This window comes from Ruegeria sp. HKCCD7221, assembly GCF_013031225.1.
Taxonomy (GTDB): domain Bacteria; phylum Pseudomonadota; class Alphaproteobacteria; order Rhodobacterales; family Rhodobacteraceae; genus Ruegeria.
On the sequence record NZ_WPZE01000004.1, the window covers coordinates 12,608 to 38,222 of the forward strand.

Below are 25,615 nucleotides of genomic sequence, written 5' to 3' on the forward strand. Positions count from 1 at the left end.
GTGGCCTTCCCAATAGCTCAAACCGTGTGAAGTTCAGATGACAGAAGAAATGATCCTTGCCAATGCCACACTCGTTCTTCCCAACGAGACGCTAACTGGCAGCGTTCGGATTGCGGGTGAGACAATTATCGAGGTCGCGTCGGGTGCTGCGATTCCTGCAGCTGCGATTGACTGCGAAGGGGATTTTGTCTGCCCCGGACTGGTCGAATTGCACACCGACAATCTGGAACGTCACATTCAGCCGCGCCCCAAGGTCGACTGGCCCCACGCAGCGGCCATCCTCGCGCATGATGCTGAACTGGCCAGCACAGGGATCACCACCGTGTTTGACGCCATGCGCATCGGCTCGATCCCCAGCGGCCAGCGCTATAAGAAATATGCGCGCGACCTGTCCCGCGAGCTTTGGCAACTGCGCGAGCAGGACGCGCTGAAAATCAGCCATTTCCTGCACCTTCGGGCAGAGGTCTGTTCCGAGACACTGGTCGAGGAGCTTGACGAGTTTGACGCAGGCGACCGTGTGGGCCTTGTTTCGCTGATGGATCATACCCCCGGCCAGCGGCAGTTTCGGGACATGACCCAGCTTGAGGCTTATATGAAGGGCAAGCATGGCATGAATGATGACGACTTTCTTCAGCATGTCGCCCAACTCAAGGCGTTGCGCGAACGCTTTGGCGACAGGCACGAAGTCGAAACGGTCAAGGCCGCCCGGCGCTTTGGCGCGATGTTGGCGAGTCACGATGATACCACGGCTGCGCAAGTGCGCACATCCGCAGGGCATGGAATTACGTTGGCCGAATTCCCCACAACGGTTGAGGCCGCCCGTGCCTGCCACGATCACGGAATCAAGGTGATGATGGGCGCTCCGAATGTCATCCGGGGCGGGTCCCATTCCGGCAATGTCGCGGCGCATGAACTGGCCGAGCTTGGGCATCTCGACATTCTGTCGTCAGACTATGTGCCTGCCGCTCTTTTGCTGTCGGCGGCGCGATTGGGCGAGATGTGGGGGGACATGGCACGTGGATTGCGGACCGTGACGCAGACGCCTGCACAGGTCGTCGGACTGAATGATCGCGGCGAATTGCGCGTCGGGGCCCGCGCTGACGTCATTCGGTTCCGAATGCGCGAGGGCGCGCCTGCGCTAAATGGTGTCTGGTCGCGTGGACGCCGTGTGGCCTGATCAAGCCCTGTAGAACAGGTACCGGTCCGGGGCGATGGTGTCCGGGCCGCTAATCTGGTCGAACCCCACCAAGGGCTGACCCGAGATCAATAGCCCGCCCGGACGCATTACGCGCGCTATAAGGGGGCTGAGACGAGCCGCTTCGGCCACATCCTCGTCCTTGATGCCGCGCCCAAAATCATAGTGTGCCATCGCCATTTTTTGCCCACCAGCGGCCAGCTTTTCGAGCATGGGTTCCGCTTCGCCCTGCAGAAAATCCTCGGGCGGCGGAGTGCTGGATGGATGGCATTGCAGAACCCGGTCCATCACCCAGATGCGGCGGTCCGGCAAGATTTCTCTGAGGTGATCATAGGTTCGACCGTTTCCCAGACCCATATCCAGAACGTCCCCGATGATGTCGGATATCTGTTCGGCTGCCCAGTCCAGCCCATCTCTTTGGGCCGTCAGGCGGCGCAGCATGGAATCCAGTCGGCTCATTCGGGTCTCCGTTTTGTGTCGTTTTGCAGCGCGGTCCAGATAACGGCAGGCCCATCCAGAAGCCGGTGCAACAGGTCTCGTGTGAATGTCCAGATGTCTTCGTCATGAACAAGGTGATGGGTCAGAACACCAAAGGGTTCAGCGTTGTCGGTACGCCCCTCACGGCGATCCCGCAGCAGGTCCACGGCTTGGTTGATCAGGACGTCCGGGGCGATCAATCCCCGTGTTCTGCGCCAGTCAATCGGATCAAGATGCGTATTGACCTGCTGAAGTCCTGACACCGGGTAAGCGGCGTTTCGCGGTGTGGCAGTAGACAAAAACTGGTAACCCAAATCGGGCAGTTCTTTTACCACGTCTGGGGCAATTCGGTTCCATGGCGGTACGAACATCGGGCACAACCTTTCGCCGAACGATACTTTCAATCGGTCCAGCCCGTTTTGTGCATCCTTCAGTATCTCTGACATAGGTCGGTGCAGGCGGAATTCTGATTTCTTCTCGCCCTGCGGTGCGTGGTTTTGATGGGCCCATCCATGAACGACCGGGATCAGGCAGGGGTTGTCAGTGACATGGTCCGTCAGCGCGTCGCCCGCGTCATGTGGGATTACCGCCAGATGCACTGGCAAACCAAGCCTATCTGACAGGGCCGTCAGACGATCAAGCTGTTGTGTCGTGGTTGTTGCATCGTCGTCGCGCCACCAAAGAGGCAGCGACAGGCCCTTGTTGTGCCAGATCTCAAGTTCAACCATCAAAGGACGCCAATCGACGATCATGTGCGCCGCTCCCAAAGGGTCTTGGCGATGTCCACAGACTTTGCTGCACCGTTAAACCCAAATTCTGCGGCTGGTCTGGTTGGGGCAGCAATAACGCGGCCTACCGCCGTCGCCAACGTGTCGCCGTTCAGGTCCTGACTTGGCAGAACGTCAATTGCGGGCAGGTTTGAAAGACTTCGCCCGCGTAAGGTTTGCTCAACCTCTTTGCCATCATCGAATGGCACGAATACTGCGGCTGTTCCGGTCTGAAGGATGTCGAGCGCGGTGTTATATCCGCACATGCTAACCGATGCGGTCGCGTGGGTCAGCATTTGACGGAAATCTGGTCGTACTCTTTCAAGTGTTACCGGAGCGTCGCCAACGTATTGGGACAGGTGATCAATGCGTTCGCTTGCGTCCTGTCCACCGACCAGCAGGCGCCAGCGCCTGCTGGACATCTTTCTGGCGGCTTCGATGGCCGCGCGAAAGATCGGTTGCCCCACCGAACCCCCTCCGGCGCTGACAAGCACTTCGCCCCGACCCATGGCGTCGGGGTGCGGATCAGGTGCATTGGGCGCAACGAAGCCTGTGTAGAATAGCCGTTTCTCAAGCTGTTCCGAGACAGGCCAGCTTAGATCCAACGATACGGCTTTCCGATCGGAATGGACCAAAATGCCGTCATAGATTCCCAGCACGATCTGCTCGGTGCGTTCAGCCTTTGCAGGCTTGGACGGCGGAGCAAGAATATCCCGCACAGATCCCAGGATGACGGGTTTGGCAGGCAGTTCTTGCGCCGCTTCAAGTGCTGCGCTGAATTCACCCGTCAACGACCTGCGCCCAAAGGGATAAAGCTCGGTGATTAGAGTATCCGGCGCAAAGGATCGCACCGCCTCTACCAGCGCCCGTTTACGTGCCTGCACATAGGCGTCATCGGCAACGTCGCCTGTTTGGGTCAGCAGTCGTGTGAAATCCGTGCCGTCCGATCGCAAAGGTGGTAACCCGAACACCGTCATTCCGGCGCTGTCCAGTTGCGGCGCGGGCATCCCGCCGGATACCAGCAGGACTTGATGGCCGTCATGCGCAAAGGCCCGCCCCAACGTGAGAGCGCGGCTCAGGTGCCCTGTCCCCAGCAGATGGGTGACGACGATCATCACTTTCATTCGGGAACCTCTGCCCGGATCAGGCGGACGGGCTCGGGGTCGGGGCGCATTGTATCCATATCAATGATATACAGGCGGTTGCGCTTGATTTTGAAGGGGGGGATCCCGCTAAAATCCCAACCCCAGGCCAGGGCTAGAATGACCCGCATGATACCGATATGGCAGACCGCTACGGTATCTGCGCGCATTGAGTCCAGCCACGGGCGCAATCGCATCTTCACATCCGCAGGGCTTTCCCCGTTCGGAGGTCGAAAATCCCATCCCCAATCCTCGATATGACGATAGCCGCTGCCTGTATCAGCGATCAGGTCGACACCGCGCAGACCTTCCCAGTCGCCCCAGTTCATTTCGGTCAGTGCAGCGGACATCATGGGGTCCTGTCCTGATACCAACTGGGCTGTTTCGCGGGCCCGCGCAAGCGGGCTGGACCAAATGTCCGCCGTGTCCCACGGTTGCGGCAGGCTGTAGGTCGACAAGTCCTGGCGCGCTTCTTCGTCGAGTTGGATGTCGCTGCGCCCCTGTATGCGACCGGCGCGGTTCCACTCCGTATGTCCGTGGCGCAGCAGTGCAAGGCGGGTCATTGGCGTCCCTCGATCAATGGCCGTGCGGCCTGCCAGAACCTGTCAGTGGCCGCAGGCATGAGGTGTCGTGACGCAATCCGTTCGCGCGACATACGTCCGATTGATTGGCGCAGCGGCTTGTCATTCAGCAGGTCTTGAAGGCGCGTAGCCAACGCAGAAGGACCGGATTCCACCGACGGATAGTTACCCGGAGCCAGAACATCACGAACGCCCGGCCTGTCCTGAGCCACAACCGGAACACCGTTGGCTTGTGCTTCTAGATAGATCATTCCATAGGCCTCATTCACGCCGGGCCAAACCAGCAGGGACGCGGTGTGGTAATGGGCCTGCAACGCGTCCCGATCCAGTTGACCCAGAAACTGCACCTTTGAACCGAAGGGGGACATCAACGCTTCGACCTCTGCGCGGGCCGGACCATCCCCCGCTATTTTCAAGGACCAATCGCCCTGTAAATGATCCAGCGATTGCGCCAAAATCTCGTATGAAGCTAGCTTGTCGCCGTGCCGCATCATTCCAACCGTCAGCATCGGTCCTGTGCATGTTGATAGGGCCGGCAGCTCTGAAAGTGGTAGGAACGGGGGCAGTTCCACCAAACGTTGGTTTCCAAACCTTTCCCGTTCCAGCGTAATCAGGTCGTTGGCGGTGTGGTAATAGATCACCTGCGCAGCGTCGCATGCATCGTGTGCAGCGTGCGCGAACCCGGCCCATGGGCCTTTCAACCTGCTTGTGGCGCGCGTGCTTTCCAATTGCACATAAGGGATGTTGCGGGCTTTGCACACGCGAGGGCCCAGTAGGTCCGGCGCTTTGTAATAGTTGTGATAGGTCACCCAAAGCGCCGTTTCCGTAGGCAATTCTGTAATCAGTCTCTGCGACTCTGTCTCGGCTTGCTTGCGCAATGCCTCTTGGACGTCGGTGTCGCCGTTCTTGTCGTAGATGCGCAGGCGCGACACCAGATCAACCGTGTCACCTTGCGCGCCAATGGCCTGCATCAGGTTGCGCGCCATTTCACGGTCACCCGAAGGAACCGGGCTGTCCGGTGATTTCATTGGCGTGTAAAAGGCGACGCGCGCCATTAGTCCGGACCCGCGCCAAGGGCGTTGAGCCGCTGGGAAAGACGCGCGATGCCCGGATCCATCCGAAAATCGGCGATGAGCCGGTCATAGGCAGCGTCTGCCATTACTGCGGTTTCGCCGGGATCGGTGGCCATCTGGATCATGGCGGAAGCCAGGGCCGCAGGATCATCGTCGGACAAAACGCCATGCCGCCCGGTTTCGATGAACTCCGGGATCGCGGAGATGGGTGTGGACAGGATCGGCAGGCGCTGGGACGCGGCCTCCATCAGCACGTTGGGCAAGCCGTCCCGGTCCCCATCTGACGCGATGCGGCTGGGCAGCACAAACAAGTTGGCTTCGCGCATGGCAGCGATGACTTCCGGCTGGTCGCAGGCACCTTTCCACGTGATCCGATGCGCGACCCCGGCGGCCAGCGCGCGTTCCTGCAGGGCCTTTCCCAAGGTGCCGCCACCAATATGCGTCCAGTGCCAGTTCAGCTCGCCCGGTAGCATGGCAAGTGCGTCGATCAGACGGTCGAACCCCTTCTTTTCGACCAGCCGCCCAACGGACAGCATATGAAACGGGTCATTCGGGGCGCGGGGCGTTCGATCTGGTGGGGGCGGGAACCGCGTCAGGTCCAACCCGTGATAGATCAGATCAACCCGCCTTGGATCGTCGGCCAGACTGCGTAGGTGTTCCGCCCCGACTGCGGTACAGGTCGCGCCAAACGCAGCGCCATGCGTGCTGGCTCGCAGTTTTTCGGATTTTTCCCAATCGGGCGAAGTCCAAATGTCCTTGGCGTGGGCGGAAAAGCTCCAGGGCAGGCCGCGCATGATGGCTGCATAGCGGGCGACGGATGATGGCGTATGCATGAAATGGGCATACAACGCCCGCGTCGCCTGCGGCAGTTCGGCGGCCAGAACGCACGCCTGCCCAAAGCGTCGAATGCGGTTATGCGTCGGGTCACGACGCAGGTCAGCACGCCAGACCCGATAGGCCTGAGCATAGCCGGGTAAGCCTTGGGCCAGGTGCCTGGCAGCCCGGACGCGATCAGGCTTTTGGTAAAGGTATTCGGGCAGGTAGTGCACCCGACCCTCGAACCGATCATGCAGCGGGTGGCGTTTCACATCAGTCGGATGCCGCAGGGACCAGATATCAAAGCGATGGCCTGCGTCCTGCAAGGCAACCAGTTCTTGCGCGATGAACGTCTCGGACAGGCGCGGCCACCCTTTGACCAGCACCGCCAGTTTCGGGGGGGTGGACGTCATCCGGTGGCCCGTTCCCGTTCACCACCCAGCAGGGCGTCAACACGGCTGGTGACATAATCCAACCCATCCAGAAGCCCGTCTTGAATGGCCTGAGAGGGCAGCGGCTGATGGGGTAGCGCGCGGATCGCCTGTACCATCGCGTCGGCTGTCAGCCCGTCCCGGTTTTCGTCCAGCATCCGAACCAGTCCCAGACCTTCCGCGCGCGAGGCCCGGATCCACTGTTCCAATCTTGGCGTTGTGCGCGGAACAATGACCGCGCGTTTGTCGAAAGACAGCACCTCGCAGAAGGTGTTGTAGCCCCCCATACAAACCACACCAGAGGCACCCGCAAATAGTGTTTCGATCTGGGATTCAAAGCCCACGGCTGTCACGCGGCCATTCAGGGCGGCGACGCGTGTTTCAAAATCCTCGCGCAACTCACCGGACAGGAAAGGGCCATAGACCAGCACGGCCCGTGGGGAAAGGTCCGGGTCCTGTTCGTAGGCGGACAAAACCAGATTGACCATCGCCTTGCCGTCGCCACCGCCGCCCGGAGTGATCAGGATGTAGGGTTGCTCGGGCGGTTCACCTATTGGCCCCAGATCACGCCGCAGGTAGCCGGTCCAATGGATGCGGGATTGCGTAGCCGGGCTAAGGGGCAAGCCACTGGTGGGATCATAGATCGACCGCAAGCCATATACCCAGATTTCGTCATAGTATTTTTCGGTCGCGGTAACGGCTTCTTTCCGGTCCCACTCGGCTGCAAGAACTTCGGGTTCATCCAGAACATCGCGCAACCCCAAGACCAAGCGTGTGTCCTTGGTTTGGTACAGCGTTTCAAGCGTTGGCAGCAGCTCACCGCGGAATCCGGTGGGTTCCTTGTCGACAATCAGGACGTCAGGCTCGAACTGCTGGACCGCAGTTTGAATCAAGCCTGCCCGCAGTTCCGTCACTTCTTCAATGCCCATGCCCATCGTTTGCGAGGCATAGGACCCATCAGCCCGTTTCGTCACCCCGGGCAGGCGGACGTGGTCCACGCGGCGCGGAAATGTAAATCGGCCCGCGACCGGTGATCCTGTCAGGATCAACGCAGATGCGCTCGGGTCAGCCTGCGTAATCGCCGAGGCCAATGCACGAGACCTGCGCAAATGACCCAGTCCAAACGTATCATGGCTGTAAAACAGGATGCGGGGCGCACGGCCGATTGTATCTTTTTGTCTTCCTAGGCTCATGCTTTCGCCTGTCTTAGTGTTCCGGTGCAGCTCCGCGCGTTTGCACCTGTATCGTATATGTTTTCCCTGCGCTTGCAAAAACTCGGTTGAGATGACCCGAAACCGGTAAGCATTGCGATTTAGCTACATCTTAGTTGTGATTTGCCAGATATTCCCTGTCCTACATCAAACACAGAGCGCAGGCATCAGTTTGCAGTCCGTCTATCAGGTCATATGCAGTTTTTTCTGGGTTGAAAACACTTCAATTGGCGTCGGTGCACCCGAGACACGAATAGACACGATCACGAGAAGCGCGAGGCTGAATATTTGAACACCGCGTCACGCTTCTGTAGTGTTTTGTGCAAATGCCGAACTGGATCGAACACCTGATGAAACTTAGATTTTTTGCCGTTCTCGCCCTGTTGGTCTGGATGATGCCAGTGGTTTTGGTAAATGGGGCTGCAGCGCAGACCTCGCTTGTTCCCGGATACGGCGCCGCCACAAGCACCACCGAAGACACAACTGGCGAAGGCGATCTGGCCGCCGCAATTCGGTCAGCCACTGAAAGCGGTGCCAGTGTCATCGTGATCGACAGCGCAGGTCAGATCGTTTCAACGGGTGCGCAACAGGACACCTCGGCCGAATCCGAGCCGCATGACCCGATGGCCGAAGGTTCGCAACTTATGAAGGCGCAGGAGCGGCTTTCGAAGTTCCGCGAGTCGATGGTCTCGCGGCTTGAGGCGTTGCCGTATTCGATATTCGAAGTTCAGTACATTTTGCGGCAGACCAGCCCGGACGGACGCATTCAAACCTATGTCGAGGTTTTGTTCTGGAATGTCCTTTTCCTGCTGTTAGGGCGTTGGCTGTCCACCGAGATTTACGGCAAACGTATTGCCAAGAAGATCGTTGTTGCGCGGTCCAAGGAAAACCCGCAGGGGTATCGCGAAAAGATGCCGTTTTTGGTGTTCCGCTTCTTGATGGGGATCGGAGCCACGGTCTTTGCAATGTTGATGGCGCTGATCGTCGGATATCTGTTCTTTGGTGAGGCCGAAGATATCTCGATCCAGTTTACGGTCACGGCGATATTCACGGCATTCTTCCTGTCTCGAACGGTGTCGGACCTGTGGCGTATGGTGCTGTCGCCGTATTTAAGCCAGTACCGACTGCCGCCGTTTTCGGATCGGGATGCTAAGCGGCTGTATATCTGGGCATCCGCATTGGCGACCTATGACATCACCGTGGTGCTGTTTTCGACATGGGTTGCGGATTTCGGCCTGAATTACAACGTCTATGCCATGGTCTATGGCGGCCTGACGATGGTTGGCGCGCTAGGCAATGTGCTGATGATCCTGTTCAACGCGCGCTCCATATCCAATGCCATCCGCGGGGGCAGGGCACCGGATCAAGTGTCATGGATTTTGCGATTTATCTCGTTCGCCTGGGCCCCGGTTCTGATCGTTTACATGGTGTTTAGCTGGTTCAAACTGGCGGTCGATCTGGTGCTGGAGAACGACAATTCGATTCCCATTGTCGCAAGCAGCTACGCCATCTTCATGTCGGTCGTCATTGCGTATGGCGCGATGAACTACCTTCTGGAACGGTATTTCGACCGCAATCGCAAGATTGAAGAAATGAATGCCGAGGCCGAAAGGGATGAGGAACCGGAAATCATAGACACACCGCTGGCGGAGCGGCGCAAGCACTCGATCGTGACGTATGAGGATCTGGCCCGGCGCGTCGCCGGTATTCTGGCCTTTGTCGTTGGTCTGTACGCGCTGGTGGTGATCTGGAACCCGGATGCAAGCTGGAGCGATGACCTGCCCATCGAACGTGCCCTCGACGTGATGGTCATCCTGTTCATCGGGTATATCCTGTTCCATTTCTTCCGTGTCTGGATCGACAGCAAGATTGCCGAAGAGATTGATGACGGCGGAGGTGAAGCCGAATTGGGCGACGAAGGGGGCGAAGGCGGGCAAAGCCGATTGGCCACGTTGCTGCCGCTGTTCCGTGGCGCGATCCTTGCCGTAGTTGTCGTGACCATCGCACTGATTGCCCTGATGGAACTGGGCATCAATGTCAGTCCCCTGTTTGCAGGTGCGGGCGTCGTGGGTCTGGCTGTGGGCTTTGGTTCGCAAACGCTGGTGCGTGATATCTTCTCGGGCGCGTTCTTCCTTATGGATGATGCGTTCCGCAAGGGAGAATACATTGACATTGGTGATGTTAAAGGAACGGTTGAGAAAATCTCGGTCCGGTCGTTCCAACTGCGTCATCATCTGGGCGCGCTGAACACCATTCCCTTTGGCGAGATCAAAGTTTTGACTAACTATTCCCGCGACTGGGTGATCATGAAACTGCCGCTGCGGGTGACGTATGACACCGACGTCGAAAAGGTGCGCAAGCTGATCAAAAAGCTGGGTCAGGAATTGCTGAGTGACCCGGTGATTGGTGACAATTTCATCCAACCGCTCAAGTCGCAGGGCGTGATCGAAATGCAGGATTCCGCGATGATCATTCGGGTCAAGTTCATGACCAAGCCGGGTGATCAGTGGCTTGTGCGTAAGAAGGTCTATCAGGACATCCGCGAGCTGTTCGCCCGTGAAGGCATTCGCTTTGCCCACCGCGAGGTTACGGTTCGTCTGGCCGACGAAAAAGGAGCCGAGGACCTGACACCAAAACAGCGTGAGGCCGTAACTGGTGCGGTGCAGGCTGCGATTGACGAGGATTACCTCGACGATATCGGCCCGGGTGGTGGTGATGATCGCTAGGGGCGGCTCCCGCCCCTTTGGATTGAGCCTCTGACGAGGCACTGCCCAAAGCGTTGGGCCGGGCCGCGCGTGCCGCGCGCTACGGCTTAGATGTCGGCCAGTTGGGCGGGGATGAGCCTAGTTTCGACGCAGGCAGGGGCCAGTCCATGTTTGCCTTTCCCACACTGAGGGCAGGTTTCAGGCGGTGGCCTTTGCCCCAGCCCGAGTTCTCGGGCGTGTCAGAAAAATCGGCGGGCATGGCCTGCGTTATGTCTTCTGAAGGTTCGGATTTGGCGAGGCTTGCCAGCAACTCGGCTGTGCGAGCCAGCGACAGCCGGGCCTGCATGACAGACCCACCCGATGCGGCCTCGGCCAGCGCGGAAAGAATGGCAGCTGCCATCAGATAGCCGGTTGCGTGATCCAGTGCCTGCACCGGCAGCGGCGTCGGCTTGTCGGATTTTGCCCAGACGCGCCCTGCGTCTGCGATTCCGCTGCTCATCTGTACAAGGCTGTCAAAGCCACGCCGACTGGTCCACGGTCCCTGCCAACCATATGCATTCAGGGTGACTTCGACGCGGTTTGGGGCAAGTTCGTCCCGCTTTGCCTGTGTCAGGCCAAGCGCGTCCAAAGCGCCGGGTCGGTAACCGTGTACAAACACATCCGCTTGCGCCAGAAGAGACTGCAATTGCTCAATGCCTGCGGGTGATTTCAAATCCAGGTAGGTACAGCGCTTACCCAAAGAGATATCTGGGATCACGCCGGGCTCGTCCCAGCCCGGAGGATCAACGCGAAGTACCTCGGCCCCGAACCCGGCCAGGGTGCGTGTGGATACTGGCCCGGCCAGCACGCGGGTCAGATCGAGAACACGGAGGCCCGACAGCGGACGCTCTGCCGTCGCTTGCGGCCTGTCGCGCAAGGTAATCTGGCGGGGATTGGTCCACCCGATCAAGGGATCGCGGGACGCGGCGCGCCCCTGCGGATGATCCAACCAGTCCGAACGGCTGCGCATGGCGGCGGCAACGCCACCCTCTGCGACGATCGCGGTTTCGAGGTCAGAAATCGCCCAGGTTTTCACTGCCTCCGATACGGCCTCACGCTCCGGTTTGGCACCCAATACTTTCAAGGCCGCCGCCCGGTGACGGGGTAGATTGGTATGCAGTCTAATCCACCCATCCGCGGCCTGATAATCCCCGGCGATGGCGTCCCAAAGGCTTGGCATGTCCCATCCGTCCGGCTTGAAGGAAAACCCATACCAGAGCGAGGCCAGCCGATGATCAACCGAAACCTCTGGCGCGCTGGGGGCAAGGTTCAGCGCAGCAATCAAGCGGGCCAGTTCCTGACCCACAGCGGCGAAACTGGCGGTTGCCAGTTCGGAGACCGCATAGAGACTAGGCCGGGAACCCGATCCCGTTGTCAAATAACCATCTGATGCGGGAAGGGCAGAGATCAGGGTCATTGCTGATAAGGGTCCAGACTGTCCCGCAGCCCGTCGCCAAGGAAGTTGAAGGCCAAAACCACAACAATGATCGGAAGCATCGGGATCGCCGTCCATGGGTAGATCTCGATCGAAGCGAGGTTCTGGGCATCGTTCAACATCACACCCCAACTGACGGCAGGGGCCCGCAGGCCAAGGCCCAGGAAGCTGAGCGCCGTTTCCCCAAGTATCATGGCCGGGATCGACAGAGTGGCGGAAGCGATCAGGTGAGACATAAAGTTTGGCAACAGGTGCTTGCGGATCACCCGGCCCGAGCTTGCGCCCATCATCTCGGCGGCGCGGACATATTCCTCTTCCCGCAAGGACAGGAATTTGGCGCGCACGGATCGCGCCAGACCGGGCCAATCGAGTATTCCTAGAATGATCGAGATGATGAAGAAGACCGCAACTGGACTCCAATTTGATGGCACCGCAGCCGACAGCGCCAACCACAGCGGAAGTTCTGGGAGAGAGCGTAGAATTTCGATCACACGGTTGATAACCCAGTCGATCTTTCCGCCAAAGTACCCGGCCATGGACCCGAATAAGATGCCAAGGAAGAAGGAAACAGAGATACCAATCAGGCCCACCGTAAGCGACAGTTGCGCGCCGTATAGAATTCGGCTGAACACATCGCGGCCCAAACGGTCAGAGCCCCACAGAAACAGGGTTGCGCCCTCGGGCGGACAGAACAGGTGCGTATCCGTTCGGATCAGCCCCGCCAGCTTGTATTCGGTTCCTTCGCAAAAGAACCGGATTGGTCGCGGGTCTTCCTCATCTGGAATGAACTTCCACTGGAATGTCTCAAGGTCAGCCTCGGCGACGATTGGATAAACAAAAGGTCCGACGAACTTTCCCTCGTGGAAAAAGTTGATGCTTTGCGGTGGGGCGTAAAGGTGTTCGTCGTTGCGCTCATTCGGGCCATAGGGGGCGATGAACCCCGCAAACGGCAGCATCAGATAGCACAGCAACAGGAAGATGCCAGAGATCAGACCCAGCTTGTGCGTTCTGAATTTTCGCCAGACCAAAACCCAGTTGGGCGCGTCCAAATCCGCGCGCTCAAGTTGTTGGCGGGCGGCATCCGGATCGAACGGAGCGTCGTCAACAAAGCGGCCGTCGGAACGTTTGGTCATGCCTCGCGCCCCTCATAGCGAATGCGCGGGTCCAGCATGACCAGCAGAATGTCAGAGATCATGGTTCCGATCAGGGTTAGCAGGGCCACGAACATCAGGATAAAGGCAGACAGGAACTGGTCCTGCGTTTTCAGCGCGGTCAGCAAGGTCGGGCCGATGGTCTGCAAACCCAGAACGACCGACACCAGTACCGAGCCGGATACCATTGACGGCAGCAGGTTACCGATATCCGCCACAAAGGGATTGAAGGCCACGCGCAGCGGGTATTTCGTTAGCATCCTCGACGGAGACATCCCCTTGGCGATTGCCGTTTCCACGTAAGGTTTACCCAATTCATCCAGCATATTGGCACGTAGGCGTTGCATCATGGCAGACGCGCCGGACGTGCCGATCACGAATGTAGGGACAATCAGGTGAACCAGAATGGACTTCATCTTGTCCCAGCTCATTGGCTGGCCCTCGAAGGACGGGTCCATCAGGCCGCCGATCGGCAAGTTGAAGTAGCGGTGGCCGTAATAGAACAGGATCAGAGCCAGCAGGAAGTTCGGCGTGGCCAGTCCAAGATACCCAACAAACGCCGAGGTATAGTCAATCCACGTCCGGGAGCGCGCAGCGGCAATGACGCCAAGCGGCAAGGCGACCGCGTAGACGAACAGAATGGCGGCAAGGTTGACCACCACCGTCAGCCACAGGGTGTCGCCTACGATTTCAGCCACAGGACGGTCAAATTCAAAGGACCAGCCGTAATTGCCCTGTATCAGGCCCTCGAACCCGTGGGGACCGGGCCAGAAACCCATCCAGATCAGATACTGCTCCCACATTGGGCGGTCCAATGCGTATTCCGTACGCAGAAACTCGGCCTTGGCGACGCCTGCAGACTGGCCCGATGCCTGAAGCTCGGCGATCTGGTTGCTGAGATAGTCGCCGGGCGGCAGGTTGATGATCACGAAGATCAACACCGACACCACCAAAAGCGTCAGCAGCATCGTGAAAAAGCGATACACCGCATAGCGCAGCATTACCATTTAGCTGCTCCTGTCAGTCGGCGAAGAAAAACTCGTCGGGACGATGAATACCAAAATGAGCACCCGGTTCCCATGCCCACATTGCCTGCTCGGGCACATTGCGCAGCCGGTTCGAGACAACGATGGGCTGAGGCGCACCGTTCAGGATACCGATCGCGTACAACTGGTCCGCGTGTATCTTCAGCATTTCGTTCCACGCGGTCTGCCGCTCATCGTCCGTCTTGGCGATCTGCCAATCATGGGCCAGCTCCATCAGGCGCTGTGCTTCGGGCATGTCGGGCGGCTCACCAGCTTCGCCTCCGGTCTGATAGTACTGCCCCCATTTGGGCCAGGCCAGAAACACCTGATCGGTCGGCGCCAGATACGCCGGTGAGGTATGGAGCTGCGGAATTCCATCATCCCAACCAAACCAGACCGAGGCCATCGTGTTCCCCGCAAATACCCGGTTGCGAAGGATATCCCTGTCCAATGGGCGCATCACAAGGTCGACGCCAATCTCACGCCACGTGTCGGTAACGATCTGCAGCGCGTTCTCAACTTCTTGCCGTTCGCCTGCCGTTTCAATGATCAGCTCCATCGGGCGTCCATCGGGCAACAGTCGGATACCGTTCTTGTCACGCTCGGTCAGGCCAGCCTCATCCAGCAGGGCGTTGGCTTGTTCAATATCGTACTGGGCCCAAGCCTTTGCGTTTTCTTCGTCATAAAACGGCGAGGCTGGCAGAACAGACATGGCCCCTGGCTGCGCCAGCTTGAAATAGAGCGCCTGATTGATCGTCTTTCGGTCGATGGCCAACGACAGGGCACGGCGCACGCGCACGTCGCGCAGAACCTCGCGCCACGCATCATCGGCAAAATTCAGGTTGGGATAAATCGCAATCTGCGACGCGACTCCGGTTTTCCATAGCAAGGTTTTGTAGTCGCCGCCCGTTTCACCTTTTTTCAGGATCGAGGCGTCGCGGAACGCCAGCCCACGCCCTTGCAGATCGGTTTCGCCAGCGTTTGTTTTCGCGGCCACCAGTCCGGGGGCGACGATTTCCATCTCGACGACGTCGATATAGGGCAATTGCATGCCTTTGCTGTCGATGCGGTGATAATAAGGGTTGCGGACAAAATTGTGCCGGATCTTCTTGCCGGAACTTGCGTTCAGCCACGGCTGCAAAGTGGGCAGTTGGTGATTGTCGAACTTATACAGGTTATCCAACTTGTTGTGCAGCGCGGCCCAGCTTTTGACGCGGGCATCCTCGACCTGAAAGGCCAGCTCATCGGCATCAGCGAATTTCTCGTGATATTGCTTGAGGAATTCTGAAGGCCGGTAAATGAAGGGCGGGCGGGCCTGCGCCAGAGATTGCAGAAAGTCGGGGTTCGGATCGTCCCATTCATACACGACTGTGGTTTCGTCCGGGAAGCTGACGGTTGGTGGCTTGCCCTCGACAATCAGGAAGTCGGGCGGCCCGGACGGGCTGAGTAGTTCGTTGTTCGCAACGTCCTCCCACCAGTACCGAAAGTCCTCGGACGTGAAAGGCGAGCCGTCCGACCATTTATGACCTTCTCGCAGGCGCAGCGTGAACTTGCGGTTCCCTTCGTTTTCAAATGACGCGAGCAGGTCCGGGACAATCTCGTAGTTTTGGTCAAATCCAACCAAACGGGCATAGCCGTAAACGACCATCTGGCGAATGTCCTTGGAACGCGTCACCATCGTGCGCAGGGTGCCGCCCGGGGTGCCAAATTCGCGCCCCTTCGCGGCAAGGTCCACGACCAAGGGGTCAGCCGGAAGCCGCTCCTCGATTGGGGGTAGGTTGCCCGCGCTGACCTCAGACTGCCAGAAGGGGCCTTCGACTGGGGTGGGTGTCGCGGCCAGTGTCGGCAGGGAACACAGGGCCGAAAAAGCGGCTGCCAGTAACAGGGGGCGAGTGGTCTTAAACATGGCATCGTACCTTATGGCCGGGCTCCATCTCTACCAGCGAAGGTATCACGGAGTCGGTAAATCGGAAGGCGTCATCCCAACTGTCTGGTGAACCAGCGCCCAAAGCAACCAAATTCAGGTCAATGGGCCGGTTGATGTCGGGTTCCGGCTGAGCGGCAATCAGCGCCTTGGTGTAGGGGTGGCGGGGGTTGTAGAACAGGGTCTCGGGCGGGGCTTGTTCCACCACCAGACCCCGGCGCATCACCGCGACTTCGTCGGCAATCCGCGCCACGACCGCCAGGTCGTGGGAGATGAAGAAATACGACAGGTTCAGACTTTCCTGCAGGTTTTCCAACAGTGTCAGGATTTGTTCCTGAACCGACACGTCCAGCGCCGAAGTCGGCTCGTCGCAGACGATGAGTTGAGGGTCCAGCATCATGGCGCGTGCGATAGACAGGCGCTGACGCTGGCCACCCGAAAACGCGTGCGGATAGCGTTTCAGCATATCGTCGTTCAAGCCGACCCGTTGCAGCATTTCGGCGGCCTTGTCCCTTTGTTCCGCAGCCGAGCCGATGTTGTGTATTTCCAGCGGTTCGGTCATGGCGTCCTGAATGCGCATACGCGGACTGAGCGAGCTGTATGGGTCCTGAAACACCATCTGCGCCTTGCGCTGAAAGGCGGTGCGTTGCGCGCGAGACATCCGGTGAACGGTTATCGGGTCCTCGTTCGGGGACGTGCGGAAAAGAACCTCTCCACCCGGATCGGGTGGCTCCGCGCCTAAGGCTATGCGGGCGGCGGTGGTTTTGCCAGAGCCGCTTTCGCCCACGATGGCCAACGTCTTGCCGCGTGCAAGATTCAGGTCAACACCACGGCAGGCATGTATCAGCCGTTCCCCTTGCCACCCTTTGCTTGAACGCATTGTATATGTCTTGGATACGCCCTTCAGTTGCAGGATCAGGTCCTCGTCAGGCATCGGGATGCCTACCGAATCTTCGTCGGGAATTTCCGGGGCCGCGTTGAATAACTGCTGTGTGTATGGATGCGCCGGGTCGGTCAGGATAGGTGCGGCCGCACCGGATTCCATGACGCGGCCCTTGTGCATGACAACGACCTGCTCTGCCATATTCGCAACCACGCCCAGATCGTGTGTTACGAGGATCAGCGCCATTCCGGTTTCACGCTGAAGCTCTTTGATCAGCCCCAGCACCTGCGCCTGAGTTGTCACGTCTAACGCGGTCGTGGGTTCGTCGGCAATCAGCAGCTCTGGCTTGGAAACCATGGCCATCGCGATCATCGCGCGCTGCCGCATACCGCCCGACAGTTCGAACGGATAAGAATCATACGCACGCTGAGGATCGGGAAACCCGACTCGTTCAAACTGTGTCAGAACTTCTTTGCGCGCCTGGGCTTCGGACGCGCCGCGATGCAGCCAGAGGACTTCGCTTACCTGATTTCCGATCTTGTGCAGAGGCGACAGGGATCGCATCGGCTCCTGAAAGATCATCGAAACACGGTTGCCTCGGATATCCCTCATCTGGCGCTCGCTGATCCGGGTCAGGTCTTCCATTCCCTTGGAATCATTCAGAGTAATGGTGCCGCTGCGAATTTGTGCAGTGCGCGGCAGGATGCGTAGCGTCGCCCTGCACGAGATCGTTTTCCCCGAGCCCGACTCCCCAACCAGCGCAAGTGTCTGCCCGGCTTCGACGTCGAAGTTGACGTCTTTGACAACAGAATCGCCCGCACCGAAACCGATGCTGAGGTCTCGGACAGACAACAACGCAGTCATGCGGGTTTTCCACCCGTCTGGCCGTGGGTTTTCATCGGTTTGTTCAACTCCCCGTGTTTTTTGAAGCAGTTTCGCGCGGTTGGACCCAACTAGTCAAACCCGTTCTTGTGCTGAAATGTCGCGAAAATTTGAATCCGAGGCCTATTTGCCTACACAAAGCCTTGAGGATTTGCCATCAAATGCGATGTCGGCCCTACCTTTCATACCGACAGATATCAAGGAGAGATTTCCCAGTGCCTGACGACCAAAGCCGCCTCGATTTGTTCATCGACCGTATGGTTTCGCAGCGAGCCTGTCTGGACCACGCCATTGCACAGACAAAAGGCATGGCGGGGCCTGTGTTCGAACTGGGGTTGGGCAATGGTCGCACCTATCACCATATGGCCCAGTATATCAAAGATCGGCCCGTCTATGTTTTTGAGCGTGCTGTTGCCTCGCATCCTGATTCAACCCCGCCAGAGGACATGGTGATTTTGGGGGATGTGCGGGAAACGCTTCCTGCGGCACTGGATCGCTTTGGCGCAACGGCCAGCGTGATCCATGCTGATCTTGGCGGTCACAACCGGGAAAAGAACGATGCGTTTGCGCGTCTTGTGTCACCTTTGATCGAGCCGCTTTTGGCGGAAGGGGGGCTGATGGTATCGAGCGACCGGATGTATTTCGAAACCCTGACAGAATTGCCATTGCCGACGGGGGCCGTCGAAGGCCGCTGCTTCGTTTATCGCCGCTAACTGGCTTATAAGGATTTTTCTGATGCTGTTTTATGATTGCTCTACTGCTCCGAACCCCCGCCGTGCACGGATGTTCATCGCTGAAAAAGGGCTTGAGATTGAGACCCGCGACATCTCCATTGCCAGGGGCGAGCAACTCAGCGAGGAATTTCGGGCCGTCAATCCGAACGCGACCATTCCGGTTCTTGTAACCGACGAAGGGACTACGTTGGCCGAGAATCTGGGAATCGCGGCTTATCTGGAAGCACGCTTTCCCGAGCCGCCCTTGATGGGGCGGACACCGGACGAAAAGGGTGCGGTTCTGATGTGGAACAGTATAGTCGAGCAACAAGGCGGCGCGCCGATTGCCGAGGCGTTGCGCAATACCCATCCGGTGTTTGAAGATAGGGCGATACCCGGACCCGTGAACCACGCCCAGATCCCCGAGTTGGCGCAGCGCGCGACAGTGCGGGTCGCGCGGTTTTTCGATGTTCTGGAAGCCAGGCTTGCCGAAAGTGATTTTGTCGCGGGCGAAGTGTTTACGTTGGCGGATATTTCGACATTCGTATTCGTTGATTTCGCACGCGTGATCAAAATGAAGATTCCTCAGGAAAACGCGGCAACTCTGGCCTGGTTTGACAAGATAGCGTCGCGACCCAGCGCCCAGCTTTAAAGACCCGATCAGGTCCTGCAAGATTTCAACCATCAGAACTGTACAGAAATGTCTAGACAGAGGTGAACAGTGCGTCTAGCGTCCCCTGCGAGTCATGCGGGGGAGTGCAGGATGAAATCTCAGTATCGTGTTGTGGTCATCGGGGGCGGCGTCGTGGGTGCCTCGGTTCTGTATCATCTGGCCAAGTTTGGCTGGTCGGATGTGGTGATGCTGGAACGGCGGCGTCTTGCGTCGGGGTCCTCGTGGCATGCGGCGGGCGGTATTCACGCCTTGAACGCAGATCCGAACATGGCAGCATTGCAGGCTTATACTATTGACCTGCTGAGTGAGATCGAAAAAGAATCCGGCCAGAATATCGGCCTGCACATGACAGGTGGTCTGACCTTGGCGGGCACCCCGGAACGGTGGGAATGGCTGCAAGCGAACTATCGCATCTTCCAATCCATTGGGATCGACGATTGCGAGTTGCTGTCCCCGGAAGAGGCGCAGCGACGTTGCCCGATCATGTCCACTGATGGTGTGCTGGGCGCGATGTGGGCGGATCGCGAAGGGAATATCGACACGACCGGCACCGTGCAGGCTTATGCGACCGCAGCCAAGAGACGCGGTGCCGAGTATTACGAAGAGACCAAGGTTGAAAGCCTGACGCAGACCGCCGACGGTTGGGAAATCGTGACCGATAAGGGCACAATCACCTGTGAGCACGTGGTCAACGCAGCCGGCCTCTGGGCCAAGCAGGTGGGCCGCATGGCAGGGGTCGAACTGCCTGTCTCACCACTCAAGCACCATTATCTGATCACCGACACGGTCCCCGAGGTTGCCCAGGCGGATTTCGAGATGCCGATGACCGTGGATCTGGAAGGCTTCACCTATATGCGGCAGGATCAGAAGGGCGTTCTGGTTGGTATTTATGAGGTGGAACACGAACACTGGGCCATGGACGGCGCGCCGTGGAATTACGGTGAAGAACTGTTTCAGGAGCAGCTTGACCGGATCGAGAATGAGCTGACACTGGGCTTTGAACGCTATCCGTCGATCCAGAATGTGGGCATCAAGACGTGGGTCAACGGTGCGTTTACCTTTGCGCCCGACGGGAACCCTCTGGTCGGGCCGGTGCCGGGCAAGCGTGGCTATTGGTCAGCCTGCGCGGTGATGGCAGGCTTCTTGCAAGGCGGTGGCGTCGGTAAGACGCTGGCTGAGTGGATGATCCATGGTGAGCCCGAGGCTGATGCGTGGCCTATGGATGTGGCCCGCTTTGGCGATTTCGCGCAGAACAAGCGGTATATCCGCGAAACGACCGGACAGTTCTATTCCCGCCGGTTCGTGATGACCTATCCGAACGAACAACTGCCTGCGGGGCGTCCGTTGAAGATGGCTCCGGCGCATGACGCGATGACCGAGGCGGGTTGCAAGTGGGGCGTCAGTTGGGATCTTGAAGTGCCGCTTTATTTCGCGCCCAAAGGGTTCGAGGAAACACCAACCCTGAAGCGATCGAACGCGCATGACATCGTAGCCGAGGAATGCAAGGTGATCCGCGAGGGCGTGGGCCTGATGGATATCAGTGGTTTCTCGCGGTTCGAGGTCAGCGGCCCCAACGCGCAGGTCTGGTTGGATAAAGTGATGGCCTCGAAACTGCCAGCGCCCGGACGGGCAAAGCTGGCCCCGATGCTGGGCGAGAACGGGCGGCTCAAGGGCGATCTGACCGTGCTGAACTGGGGCGATGGGACATGGTGGATCATGGGCAGCTATTACTTGCGCGCCTGGCATATGCGGTGGTTCGATGACCACATGATCGACGGTGTGGCCGTTCGCGATCTGGGTGAGGAATATTGTGGGTTTGCCGTAGTCGGCCCAAAATCGCAGGCCGTGGTCGAGAAATTGGCTGAGCAGGATATCTCGGGCCTAAAATTCATGGGCTGCGGGGGTTTCGATATCGGCCTCGTCCGCGCCCGTGTTGCGCGCATGTCGGTCACCGGTGAAAAAGGGTATGAGATCAACTGCCGTTATGGTGATCACATCAAGCTGCGCCGGATGCTGCTTGAAGCCGGGGCAGACGAAGGCATTCGCGAATGCGGCTTTAACGCCATGCTGTCGACCCGCCTTGAAAAGAGCTTTGGCATCTGGTCGGCAGAGTTCACGCAGCTTTACACGCCTGGAATGACGGGGATGGATCGCTGGATCGACTGGAACAAGGAATTTGTCGGCAAACTTGCGGCACTGGCCGAACGCGACGGCAACGGCCCCGCGCAGATGCAGGTCACGTTGGAGGTTGATGCGCTGGATGCGGACGCAAGCGGGTATGAACCCGTCTGGGCCAATGGTGAGCGGGTCGGGTTCGTGACCTCGGGCGGATATGGCCATTACACCGGCAAGTCGCTGGCGATGGCACTGGTCAACCGCGACAAAGCAACTCCGGGGACTGATCTGTCGGTTCATGTGGTCGGTGTTGAGCGCCCGGCAAGGGTGATCGCACCGTCGCCTTATGATCCGCAAGGCCAGGCGATGCGGGGCTGATGATGATCTCACAAACCTCGGAACGCGGAAGGCGACGGCGTGGGCGTGGCGCAGAAGCCCCATCTGCCGCAATGCGTGATGTGAACTACCGCCAACTCAGGAACCCGTTCCCGCAGATGGAGGTTTTCCCGGCAGAGCAGATCGCCGACATGCATGAAACCGCCCTGCGCTTGTTGCAGGAGTTGGGCATCAAGGTCCTGCTGCCCGAGGCAAGAAGGATTTTCGCCGCAGCCGGTGCCAAGGTTGATGAGCAAACCGAGATGGTCTTTATCGGGCGCGACATAGTCGAGGCCGCTGTAGCCTCGGCCCCAAAATCCATTGCCTGTCGCGCAGGGGCTCGCCGCCGGGATTTTACGCTGGAACTGGGCAGTCTGGTCTTTCAACCCGGGGCAGGTGCCCCCAATGCGACCGATCTTGAACGGGGGCGCCGTCCGGCAACAGGGCAGGACTATCTGGAGTTCCTGAAGCTTACCCATCATTTTGATGTGTTCCAGATGATCTCGCCCCAGGTTGAACCGCAGGACGTGCCAACCCACTTGCGGCACTATTTCACCACGCAGGCGCAGATGGAGTTGACGGACAAGTTTCCGTTCTTTTTCTCGCGCGGGACACCGCAGGTGATGGATTGCTTTGAAATGCTCTCGACCGCTCGCGGGTTGTCGGATGACGCATTCCGCGCAAACCCGCACTGCTATACGATCATCAACACCAACAGCCCCCGGACGTTGGATGTTCCAATGGCGCAGGGGCTGATAGATTTTGCCCGCCACGGACAGATGTCGATTGTCACGCCCTTTACGCTGATGGGGGCAATGGCACCTATTACTGTGGCAGGGGCAATTACATTGTCCCATGCCGAAGCCCTGTCCGCCATTGCGCTGACCCAATTGGTAAATCCCGGTGCGCCAGTCTGCTATGGGACATTCACAAGCAATGTTGATATGAAATCCGGCGCGCCTGCGTTCGGGACGCCCTCGCATTTTCAGGCGTCGCTGGCGGCGGGGCAGTTGGCGCGGCATCTGGGCCTGCCGTGGCGGTCTGCTGCGGGGTCGGCCTCCAACAGCAATGACGTTCAGGCAGCGAACGAAAACCAGTTCGGTTTGTGGGGGTGTTTGATGGCCGGGGCAACGGTGATCATTCATTCGGCCGGGTGGCTGGAAGGCGGGTTGACCGTTTCCTTCGAAAAGCTGGTCTGTGATGCCGAAGTGTTGAACATGGTGGCCGAACTTTGCGCAGGGGCGCAGGCGGGTCTGGCTGAGATCGGTTTCGACACCGCACTGCGCGAAGTTGAACCCAGCGGCCACTTCTTTGCGACCAGTCAGACGATGGAGCGTTACAACACCGCGTTTTATGAGCCGCACGTTCACGACTATGCCAATTTTGGCACCTGGACTGAGCGCGGGTCAGTCGACGCCAATCACCGGGCTACGGGTGTGTGGAAGGACATCCTAGCCAATTTCCAGCCACCCAAACAGGACGGTGACCGGATTGAGGCTGTGAGGAATTTCGTTGCACGTCGCACGGAAGAGGGCGGCGCACCGCCGGAGAGTTGAATGAGCAATAAACCGATCCTCCACCGAGATGACCCTAAAGCCGAACCTCTGGTCGGCAATATCAAGGTTACGCGCGACGACTGGCTGAACGTGGCGATGGACGTTCTGATTTCCGATGGTGTGGATCAGATAAAAGTACTGAATCTGGCCGAACGGATGGCTGTGTCCCGCTCGTCCTTCTACTGGTATTTCAAGTCGCGTCAGGAGTTGATGGATGCATTGCTCGAACGATGGCAAGCCACAAACACGGCAGCCCTGATCGCGCAGGCCGAAGCCTCGGCAGCAACTGTTACGGCTGCGGTGTGCAACGTGCATCGCTGTGTGGTGAACACCGACTTGTTCGATACTGCGCTGGATTTCGCAGTACGCGATTGGGCACGCAAGTCGGGCAAGGTACGGCGTGCGCTGGATCAGTCTGACGCGCGGCGGCTGAAGGCGTTGCACGCCATGTTCGCCCGCTATGGCTATTCCGAGGTCGAGGCCGAAACCCGCGCCCGCGTGCTGTATTACATGCAGATCGGCTACGATCTGGCGCAACTGAACGAACCCATGTCTGTGCGGATCTCGATGGTTCCGCATTATCTGTACGTCTTTACAGGGGTCGAACCACGACCCGAAGAAATCGAAGAATTCAGCGCCTATTCCATGCGCTACTGGAAAGGAGACCCAGCATGAGCCAACCAGACGCAATCATAATCGGAACAGGAGTGATCGGTTCCGCCATCGCGTTCGAGATGGCAAAAGCGGGCTGGAAAACCCTGTCCCTGGATCGAAACAGTCAGGTTGGCCACGGCTCGACCGCGGGGTCCTGTGCGATCATTCGGATGCACTATTCAACTTTCGACGGCACGGCCTTTGCGTGGGAAGGGTATCACTATTGGCGGGATTGGGCCGCGTATCTGGGCTTGCCCAAGGATGCAAACCTTGCGCAGTTTCGCGAGACCGGGTGTCTTGTGATGAAAACCGATGCCAACGGGATGTTGGAAAAGCAAATGGCGAACAGCGCCGATCTGGATTGCCCGTTCGAGGAATGGTCGCCTGAAAAAATCACGGAACGCCTGCCTGTGTATTCGCTGGAAAGCTACGCACCGGCCCGTCGAAAAGACGATCCTGAGTTCGGGCAGCCTAACGGGCGCAAGATGCAGGGCGGGGTTTTCTGGCCTCAGGCTGGCTATGTTACCGACCCGGCGCTGTCGGCCCAGAATCTGATGGACGCGGCAAAGCAACACGGGGCCGAGCTGCGCACCGGGGCCGAGGTTGTCGAGATACTAAAAGACGGCGGACGTGTTGCGGGCGTCAAACTGGCCTCGGGCGAAGAGATCCGCGCCAAGGTCGTCGTGAATGTCGCAGGGCCGGGCTCCGCGATCGTTAACAAGATGGCCGGGGTTCTGGACGACATGACGATTGAAACCCGCCCCTTACGGCAGGAGGTAGTACACGTCCCGTCCCCCGAGGGTTTCGATTTTGAACATGACGGTACAATCGTGTCCGACAGTGACATTGCCCTGTATTGCCGGCCCGAGCATGGCAACCATATCCTGATCGGCTCGGAAGATCCCGAATGCGATCCGCATCAATGGTGCGAGGACGACGTTCACTATAACCACGACTTTACGGATCAATGGACGACGCAGGCCATGCGTTACGCGCAGCGGGTGCCCAGCCTTGGGATACCTTCGAAGACACGTGGTGTTGTGGACCTGTATGACGCGTCTACCGACTGGATTCCGATTTACGACAAGTCCAGCCTGCCGGGGTTCTACATGGCCTGCGGCACCAGCGGGAACCAATACAAGAACGCGCCGATTGCAGGTAAGATGATGGCGGCCCTGATCGGCTATTGCGAGGGTGGCGCGGATCACGATGCCCAGCCGTTACAGTTTGAACTGCCGTATATCAAACGCTCGATTGATGTGGGGTTTTACTCGCGCAAGCGACCCATAAACGAAGAAAGCAGTTTTTCGGTTCTGGGCTAGCCCGGTCAAGTCAAGATTGTGCTCAGAATACAAGGTCGTCAACTTGTGCAAAGTTGGCGGCCATTCATGTGGCTGAATGCGTCTTCTAAGCCGCGAATTTTACCCAGGCCCAAACCATAGCCACATAGGTCAGGTTGTGCAGACACTGATCCAACCCGGCGGCGCGCCAGAACGCGGCCTGTGTCGGCATCAGTTGTTTTTTGTCAGAGTAGCTTGCTTTCGCAAAGTCGATGTTGAAATGGACGATCCATTCCAAGGCGGCGATAATCAGGATGAAGGACCACGGCGCACCGAAGATCAAGAACACCAAGACAGAGCCCACAACATGCACCGCGGCATGCTGAGCGCGTCCCAGATGAAAATACTCGCCACGCCCCGCCAGCATCTTGGGCGTTTGGAGATAATAGTCCGCAAACATGTGTTTGATCTGCAACAAGCAGAGCATCAAAAACACAGCGCCTAAGTTGGCA

At 58.5% G+C, this 25,615-nt stretch carries 21 protein-coding genes; 8 read left to right on the plus strand and 13 right to left on the minus strand.

Features of this window, described 5'->3' with window-relative positions; genetic code table 11:
* Positions 1-37: 37 nt before the first annotated feature.
* Positions 38-1,177: an alpha-D-ribose 1-methylphosphonate 5-triphosphate diphosphatase gene (locus tag GOX73_RS11190; protein ID WP_171125863.1), complete on the plus strand. Its 1,140-nt coding sequence runs from the start codon at positions 38-40 to the stop codon at positions 1,175-1,177.
* Here GOX73_RS11190 and GOX73_RS11195 read toward each other — a convergent pair whose 3' ends face one another.
* From GOX73_RS11195 to GOX73_RS11225, 7 genes are read right to left on the minus strand one after another with little or no spacing between them, the layout of a single operon-like run.
* Positions 1,178-1,654 carry a class I SAM-dependent methyltransferase gene (locus tag GOX73_RS11195; protein ID WP_171125861.1) on the minus strand — a complete coding sequence of 159 codons (477 nt, stop codon included), beginning with the start codon at positions 1,652-1,654 and terminating at the stop codon, positions 1,178-1,180.
* Positions 1,651-2,424 (minus strand): polysaccharide deacetylase family protein, encoded by a 774-nt coding sequence (locus tag GOX73_RS11200; RefSeq protein ID WP_171125859.1) that lies wholly within the window; start codon positions 2,422-2,424, stop codon positions 1,651-1,653. Before GOX73_RS11200 ends, GOX73_RS11195 begins: the two co-directional genes overlap by 4 nt.
* The gene (locus GOX73_RS11205; protein WP_171125857.1) at positions 2,421-3,563 is read right to left on the minus strand and encodes a glycosyltransferase family protein; all 1,143 of its coding nucleotides are present in this window, start codon (positions 3,561-3,563) and stop codon (positions 2,421-2,423) included. Before GOX73_RS11205 ends, GOX73_RS11200 begins: the two co-directional genes overlap by 4 nt.
* Positions 3,560-4,144: a histidine phosphatase family protein gene (locus GOX73_RS11210; RefSeq protein WP_171125854.1), complete on the minus strand. Its 585-nt coding sequence runs from the start codon at positions 4,142-4,144 to the stop codon at positions 3,560-3,562. The genes GOX73_RS11205 and GOX73_RS11210 overlap by 4 nt, the downstream gene beginning before the upstream one ends.
* Entirely contained in the window at positions 4,141-5,217 is a 1,077-nt protein-coding gene (locus tag GOX73_RS11215; protein ID WP_171125852.1) for a glycosyltransferase family 4 protein, read from the minus strand. The genes GOX73_RS11210 and GOX73_RS11215 overlap by 4 nt, the downstream gene beginning before the upstream one ends.
* A complete protein-coding gene (locus tag GOX73_RS11220) occupies positions 5,217-6,464 on the minus strand; it encodes a glycosyltransferase family 4 protein (RefSeq protein ID WP_171125849.1) in 1,248 nt (415 codons plus the stop codon). The genes GOX73_RS11215 and GOX73_RS11220 overlap by 1 nt, the downstream gene beginning before the upstream one ends.
* Positions 6,461-7,675: a glycosyltransferase family protein gene (locus tag GOX73_RS11225; protein ID WP_171134898.1), complete on the minus strand. Its 1,215-nt coding sequence runs from the start codon at positions 7,673-7,675 to the stop codon at positions 6,461-6,463. The genes GOX73_RS11220 and GOX73_RS11225 overlap by 4 nt, the downstream gene beginning before the upstream one ends.
* Before the next feature lie 368 nt (positions 7,676-8,043).
* Between GOX73_RS11225 and GOX73_RS11230 the strand changes: the two genes are divergently transcribed.
* Positions 8,044-10,419, plus strand: coding sequence for a mechanosensitive ion channel domain-containing protein (locus GOX73_RS11230; RefSeq protein ID WP_171125845.1), 2,376 nt, complete (start codon positions 8,044-8,046; stop codon positions 10,417-10,419).
* Positions 10,420-10,498: 79 nt separating this feature from the next.
* On the opposite strand, the gene GOX73_RS11235 is transcribed toward GOX73_RS11230, so the two are convergent.
* The 5 genes from GOX73_RS11235 to GOX73_RS11255 are packed head-to-tail and all read right to left on the minus strand — an operon-like array spanning position 10,499 to position 17,719.
* Positions 10,499-11,854 (minus strand): CoA transferase, encoded by a 1,356-nt coding sequence (locus tag GOX73_RS11235; protein WP_171125843.1) that lies wholly within the window; start codon positions 11,852-11,854, stop codon positions 10,499-10,501.
* Positions 11,851-13,005: an ABC transporter permease gene (locus GOX73_RS11240; protein ID WP_171125842.1), complete on the minus strand. Its 1,155-nt coding sequence runs from the start codon at positions 13,003-13,005 to the stop codon at positions 11,851-11,853. Before GOX73_RS11240 ends, GOX73_RS11235 begins: the two co-directional genes overlap by 4 nt.
* Positions 13,002-14,030 carry an ABC transporter permease gene (locus GOX73_RS11245; protein WP_171125840.1) on the minus strand — a complete coding sequence of 343 codons (1,029 nt, stop codon included), beginning with the start codon at positions 14,028-14,030 and terminating at the stop codon, positions 13,002-13,004. Before GOX73_RS11245 ends, GOX73_RS11240 begins: the two co-directional genes overlap by 4 nt.
* 13 nt (positions 14,031-14,043) lie before the next feature.
* Entirely contained in the window at positions 14,044-15,954 is a 1,911-nt protein-coding gene (locus GOX73_RS11250; RefSeq protein WP_171121749.1) for an ABC transporter substrate-binding protein, read from the minus strand.
* Positions 15,947-17,719, minus strand: a complete 1,773-nt coding sequence (locus GOX73_RS11255; RefSeq protein WP_171125837.1) for an ABC transporter ATP-binding protein — start codon at positions 17,717-17,719, stop codon at positions 15,947-15,949. The genes GOX73_RS11250 and GOX73_RS11255 overlap by 8 nt, the downstream gene beginning before the upstream one ends.
* Before the next feature lie 233 nt (positions 17,720-17,952).
* Between GOX73_RS11255 and GOX73_RS11260 the strand changes: the two genes are divergently transcribed.
* The 6 genes from GOX73_RS11260 (at position 17,953) to GOX73_RS11285 (ending at position 25,145) form a co-directional block, all read left to right on the plus strand.
* Complete coding sequence (locus GOX73_RS11260; RefSeq protein WP_371808592.1) at positions 17,953-18,450, plus strand: class I SAM-dependent methyltransferase; 498 nt, start codon at positions 17,953-17,955, stop codon at positions 18,448-18,450.
* A gap of 22 nt (positions 18,451-18,472) precedes the next feature.
* A complete protein-coding gene (locus GOX73_RS11265; RefSeq protein ID WP_171125835.1) occupies positions 18,473-19,102 on the plus strand; it encodes a glutathione S-transferase family protein in 630 nt (209 codons plus the stop codon).
* A 111-nt stretch (positions 19,103-19,213) separates the two neighbouring features.
* Positions 19,214-21,616 carry an FAD-dependent oxidoreductase gene (locus GOX73_RS11270; RefSeq protein ID WP_171125834.1) on the plus strand — a complete coding sequence of 801 codons (2,403 nt, stop codon included), beginning with the start codon at positions 19,214-19,216 and terminating at the stop codon, positions 21,614-21,616.
* Between the two features lie 2 nt (positions 21,617-21,618).
* On the plus strand, positions 21,619-23,169 hold the full coding sequence (locus GOX73_RS11275; RefSeq protein WP_371808596.1) for a trimethylamine methyltransferase family protein: 1,551 nt from the start codon (positions 21,619-21,621) through the stop codon (positions 23,167-23,169).
* Positions 23,170-23,844 (plus strand): TetR/AcrR family transcriptional regulator, encoded by a 675-nt coding sequence (locus GOX73_RS11280; protein ID WP_171121755.1) that lies wholly within the window; start codon positions 23,170-23,172, stop codon positions 23,842-23,844.
* Positions 23,841-25,145, plus strand: a complete 1,305-nt coding sequence (locus tag GOX73_RS11285; RefSeq protein WP_171125831.1) for an FAD-binding oxidoreductase — start codon at positions 23,841-23,843, stop codon at positions 25,143-25,145. Before GOX73_RS11280 ends, GOX73_RS11285 begins: the two co-directional genes overlap by 4 nt.
* Positions 25,146-25,230: 85 nt before the next feature.
* Here GOX73_RS11285 and GOX73_RS11290 read toward each other — a convergent pair whose 3' ends face one another.
* Entirely contained in the window at positions 25,231-25,590 is a 360-nt protein-coding gene (locus tag GOX73_RS11290) for a DUF3307 domain-containing protein (RefSeq protein WP_171122314.1), read from the minus strand.
* Positions 25,591-25,615: the final 25 nt, after the last annotated feature.

What these genes read in the sequence shown, in the direction of transcription:
- GOX73_RS11190 (WP_171125863.1), top strand. Translation starts at nt 38, where the DNA reads ATGACAGAAGAAATGATCCTTGCCAATGCCACACTCGTTCTTCCCAAC.
- GOX73_RS11195 (WP_171125861.1), bottom strand. Translation starts at nt 1,654, where the DNA reads ATGAGCCGACTGGATTCCATGCTGCGCCGCCTGACGGCCCAAAGAGAT.
- GOX73_RS11200 (WP_171125859.1), bottom strand. Translation starts at nt 2,424, where the DNA reads ATGATCGTCGATTGGCGTCCTTTGATGGTTGAACTTGAGATCTGGCAC.
- GOX73_RS11205 (WP_171125857.1), bottom strand. Translation starts at nt 3,563, where the DNA reads ATGAAAGTGATGATCGTCGTCACCCATCTGCTGGGGACAGGGCACCTG.
- GOX73_RS11210 (WP_171125854.1), bottom strand. Translation starts at nt 4,144, where the DNA reads ATGACCCGCCTTGCACTGCTGCGCCACGGACATACGGAGTGGAACCGC.
- GOX73_RS11215 (WP_171125852.1), bottom strand. Translation starts at nt 5,217, where the DNA reads ATGGCGCGCGTCGCCTTTTACACGCCAATGAAATCACCGGACAGCCCG.
- GOX73_RS11220 (WP_171125849.1), bottom strand. Translation starts at nt 6,464, where the DNA reads ATGACGTCCACCCCCCCGAAACTGGCGGTGCTGGTCAAAGGGTGGCCG.
- GOX73_RS11225 (WP_171134898.1), bottom strand. Translation starts at nt 7,675, where the DNA reads ATGAGCCTAGGAAGACAAAAAGATACAATCGGCCGTGCGCCCCGCATC.
- GOX73_RS11230 (WP_171125845.1), top strand. Translation starts at nt 8,044, where the DNA reads ATGAAACTTAGATTTTTTGCCGTTCTCGCCCTGTTGGTCTGGATGATG.
- GOX73_RS11235 (WP_171125843.1), bottom strand. Translation starts at nt 11,854, where the DNA reads ATGACCCTGATCTCTGCCCTTCCCGCATCAGATGGTTATTTGACAACG.
- GOX73_RS11240 (WP_171125842.1), bottom strand. Translation starts at nt 13,005, where the DNA reads ATGACCAAACGTTCCGACGGCCGCTTTGTTGACGACGCTCCGTTCGAT.
- GOX73_RS11245 (WP_171125840.1), bottom strand. Translation starts at nt 14,030, where the DNA reads ATGGTAATGCTGCGCTATGCGGTGTATCGCTTTTTCACGATGCTGCTG.
- GOX73_RS11250 (WP_171121749.1), bottom strand. Translation starts at nt 15,954, where the DNA reads ATGTTTAAGACCACTCGCCCCCTGTTACTGGCAGCCGCTTTTTCGGCC.
- GOX73_RS11255 (WP_171125837.1), bottom strand. Translation starts at nt 17,719, where the DNA reads ATGACTGCGTTGTTGTCTGTCCGAGACCTCAGCATCGGTTTCGGTGCG.
- GOX73_RS11265 (WP_171125835.1), top strand. Translation starts at nt 18,473, where the DNA reads ATGCTGTTTTATGATTGCTCTACTGCTCCGAACCCCCGCCGTGCACGG.
- GOX73_RS11270 (WP_171125834.1), top strand. Translation starts at nt 19,214, where the DNA reads ATGAAATCTCAGTATCGTGTTGTGGTCATCGGGGGCGGCGTCGTGGGT.
- GOX73_RS11275 (WP_371808596.1), top strand. Translation starts at nt 21,619, where the DNA reads ATGATCTCACAAACCTCGGAACGCGGAAGGCGACGGCGTGGGCGTGGC.
- GOX73_RS11280 (WP_171121755.1), top strand. Translation starts at nt 23,170, where the DNA reads ATGAGCAATAAACCGATCCTCCACCGAGATGACCCTAAAGCCGAACCT.
- GOX73_RS11285 (WP_171125831.1), top strand. Translation starts at nt 23,841, where the DNA reads ATGAGCCAACCAGACGCAATCATAATCGGAACAGGAGTGATCGGTTCC.
- GOX73_RS11290 (WP_171122314.1), bottom strand. Translation starts at nt 25,590, where the DNA reads ATGCTCTGCTTGTTGCAGATCAAACACATGTTTGCGGACTATTATCTC.